The 3,210-nt window shown below is 76.1% G+C and carries 3 protein-coding genes; 2 read left to right on the forward strand and 1 reads right to left on the reverse strand.

The window, feature by feature from the left end; genetic code table 11:
- Window positions 1–55: 55 nt before the first annotated feature.
- Window positions 56–901 (reverse strand): (2Fe-2S)-binding protein, encoded by an 846-nt coding sequence (locus VIU94_RS34480; RefSeq protein ID WP_331917717.1) that lies wholly within the window; start codon window positions 899–901, stop codon window positions 56–58.
- A gap of 149 nt (window positions 902–1,050) precedes the next feature.
- On the opposite strand from VIU94_RS34480, the gene VIU94_RS34485 reads away from it, so the two are divergent.
- Window positions 1,051–1,872, forward strand: a complete 822-nt coding sequence (locus tag VIU94_RS34485; RefSeq protein ID WP_331917719.1) for a GntR family transcriptional regulator — start codon at window positions 1,051–1,053, stop codon at window positions 1,870–1,872.
- 8 nt (window positions 1,873–1,880) lie between these two features.
- The coding region (locus tag VIU94_RS34490; RefSeq protein WP_331917721.1) for a hypothetical protein at window positions 1,881–3,210 on the forward strand (1,330 nt) is incomplete at its 3' end.

Consider the following 3,210-nt stretch of genomic DNA (forward strand, 5'->3'; position numbering starts at 1 on the left):
GTATGTGGCACCCGAGTTGCGTTCGAATGTCGCCGGGCCGCGCGGTCGGTACGGATCAGGCGGGCGTCAGCTTCCGTACCCGGTCGGTGTCGCACGTACGCGGGCAGGTGACGCAGGTGTCCTCGGGCCGCAGTGTGTAGAAGAGGCAGCAGCTGGCCCGGTCGCGGGTGGGCAGCGACTCGCCGTTCGGCCCGGTCAGTTCGCGGAAGCCCGCTGTGCCGACATACGGCTTGGTGGTACCCGGCAGGAGCGCCTCCAGCTCGGTCATCGCCCGCCGTTCCTCGCCGAGCAGATGGGCGATGTACCACAGGCCCTCGACGATCTCGTCCGTCGCCATGCCCCACAGGGCCCGCCTGCCCCGTCGCATCCGCGGCCCGAAGCCGTCCAGGATCGGTCCGAAGTGCTCGGACAGGGCGTCCCGCGCCTCGGCGCGCAGGGCCTCCTCGTCCGGCACCACGCGGGCGCCGGGCAGCGTCGCGGCCGGGTCGCCCGGCAGGCAGGCGAACTCGCCGATCCGTACGGTCATCCGGCCGAGGGCCCGCTGGAAGGCGACGTCCCCGACGGGGATCCGGGGGACCCGGCGGTGCAGGAACCAGGGGATCGTCACGAGGAGGCAGGCGGGCCAGGCGTACCGGTGCAGCCCGAAGCTGGCGACGACGTCGGGGCGGGCCTGTCGGCCGTAGTCGCGCAGCACCTGCGCGTTGTCCCAGGCGAGGAAGGCGTCCAGGGCGGGGCCGCCGGCCGCGAGCTCGTCCGCGCCGACCCAGCCGCCGCCGCGCGGGGCGCGCTCGCCGGGCCCGAGCTCCTGTATCCGCAGGCCGGGGAAGACCTCGGCGAGGCGCGCGTACGCGGCCGCGACGGGGGAGGCGGGGACGGCGGGGAGCAGGGCGGGGACGGCCATTCAGGGACCACCGAATCGCGATCGTTAACAGGTTAGCCTTACCTTACCCGACGCGTCCGATGTTTGAACTCCCTGCCTGTCCGCCTATGGTGCACAGGGGAACCCGGTATCGCGAGCCGGGCTCGGCACGAGGCCGCAGGAGGACCCGGGTGGAGCAGGGCAGAGCGCGCGAGCGCGCGTCGGAGCAGCCGTACGCGGCTCCCGGCGGCGTTTCCTTCGACGACTCGCCCCTCTTCGGTGAGCGCCCTTCTGCGGGCGGCGCCGGCGTCCCACAGCAGGTTCGTGACCCTCGCGTCCCCGAGCAGGCCCGCGGGGAGCACACCCACAGCGAGCCGCCCGCCCCGCGCGTGGTGCGGCGGCACTCCGTGCGCGGGCAGATCCTCGACGCGCTGCGCACCGCCCTGGTCGGCGGCGAGCTGGTCCCCGGCGAGGTCTACTCCGCCCCGGCGCTCGGCGAGCGCTTCGGGGTCTCCGCCACCCCCGTGCGCGAGGCGATGCAGCAGCTGGCCTTGGAGGGCGCGGTCGAGGTGGTGCCGAACCGCGGCTTCCGGGTCACCGTGCGCACCCCCCGCGAGCTGGCCGAGCTCGCGGAGGTACGGGCTCTGATCGAGGTCCCCGTCATGCTGGATCTGGCCCGTACCGTCCCGGCGGACCGCTGGCGCGAGCTGCGGCCGCTCGCCGAGGCGACCGGGGCGGCGGCGGCGCGCGGCGACCGGGCGCACTACGCGGAGACCGACCGGGCCTTCCACCGAGCGGTCCTTCTCCTCGCCGGCAACGCCCAGCTGGTGGCCGTCGCCGACGACCTGCACCGGCGCTCCCAGTGGCCGCTGACCAGCGCGCCCGTCGCCCGGCACGCCGACCTCGTGGCGGACGCGGCGGAGCACAGCGCCCTGCTCGACGCCCTGATCGCCCAGGACCTCCCCGTGGTGCGGTCACTCGTACGGGAGCACTTCACCGGATCGGAAGGCTGACGACCCACGTGCCCGAGGCTCTCCTGCGCGCCTGGCTCGCCGACCCGCGCGCGCCGCGGCTCTGTCTGGTTCCCGAGCTGCCGCCGGTGCAGCTGCCCGGCGTGACCGTGCTGTCGCTGGCGGGCCAGGGCGTCCTCGGCGCGGTCTGGTCGCTGGCCAACACGCTCGGCGTCGCCGCCCGCACGCCGGGCGAGCTGCTCTCGGCCCTGCTGGCCGACGGCCGCCGCCGCGTCCTGGCCCTGCCCGGCCTCGCGGACGCCGAAGACCCCAAGGGCCTGGCGGAGCTGATCCTCTCCCTCGCCGACCTCGGCTGCCTCCGCCTCCTGGTCGAATCCCCACCCCCACTGACCACCCGCCTCTCCCAGGGCCCCTCCGTCCTCCTCGAAGAACTGGAACAGGCCCACTGGCCGGACGACGACGACCTGACGTCCTTGGACGACCCGGGCACGTCCCTGGAGCCCCTGGCGCCGACGCAGCCGGCCGCGGACGGCGTACGCGCGCCTGCGCCGGACGCCGCGCGTCCGCACGCGTTGGACGGGGCCGGTTCGCCGACGCCGGGCGACGCCCCTCCGCCCGCGCCCGACGACCTCCTCCCACCCCCCGCCGCCCCCCTCGACCTCGACGACCCCCGGGCCGTCTGTGTCGCCGACCCGAAGCGGGTCACCGTCGCCTACGACCGGGAGGGGTCGGCTCATGGTGGGCTCGGGCAGGCCTGGTTGCGGGCGGGGCAGGCTGTGACGCGGGAAGTGGGGCCCGCTGTGCGGGCGTTCGCGCTTCTCGCCGCGCTGGGGGAGGACGCCGACGCCCATCTGCGGCCTACCCTGAGCGGGCTTGCGGGGGACGTCCCCTGGCGGCTCGTCGCTTCTCGGGTCAGGGGGGATCGGACGCCGGCCTGGCCGGGGGCGGCTGCCGCGCTTGCGCTCGACGCCGAGGGGCGGCTGCTCCTCGCGGACGGCCTTGGGACCGTCCGTACCCTGCGCGTCGACGATCTCGCCCCTGCCGCCGAGCCCGTCGCCACCTCCGCACGGCCTCGGGGTCTCGCCGCGCTCGCCGACGGGACGCTGCTCCTGCTGGACGAGCGGGGGCGGTTGCGGACCGAGCGGGGGCCCGGGAGCCGGCTCACGCGGGCCGTCGCCGAGACGCTCGCCCTGCACCCCGGCTCCGCGCTCACCACCGCCGCCGGCGCCGTCCTGGTCGGGGACCGGATGGGCTCGGTGCATGCCTTCGGCATCGACGGCGTGCACCAGGCCGCCCTGCACGCCGGCCGGGTCACCGCGCTCGCCTCCGTCGCCGGCCCCGCCCCGCTGGCCTGCAGCGGCGGCGCGGACGGCGCCGTAC

The sequence above is a fragment of the Streptomyces sp. genome (assembly GCF_036566765.1).
In the GTDB taxonomy this organism is placed as follows: domain Bacteria; phylum Actinomycetota; class Actinomycetes; order Streptomycetales; family Streptomycetaceae; genus Streptomyces.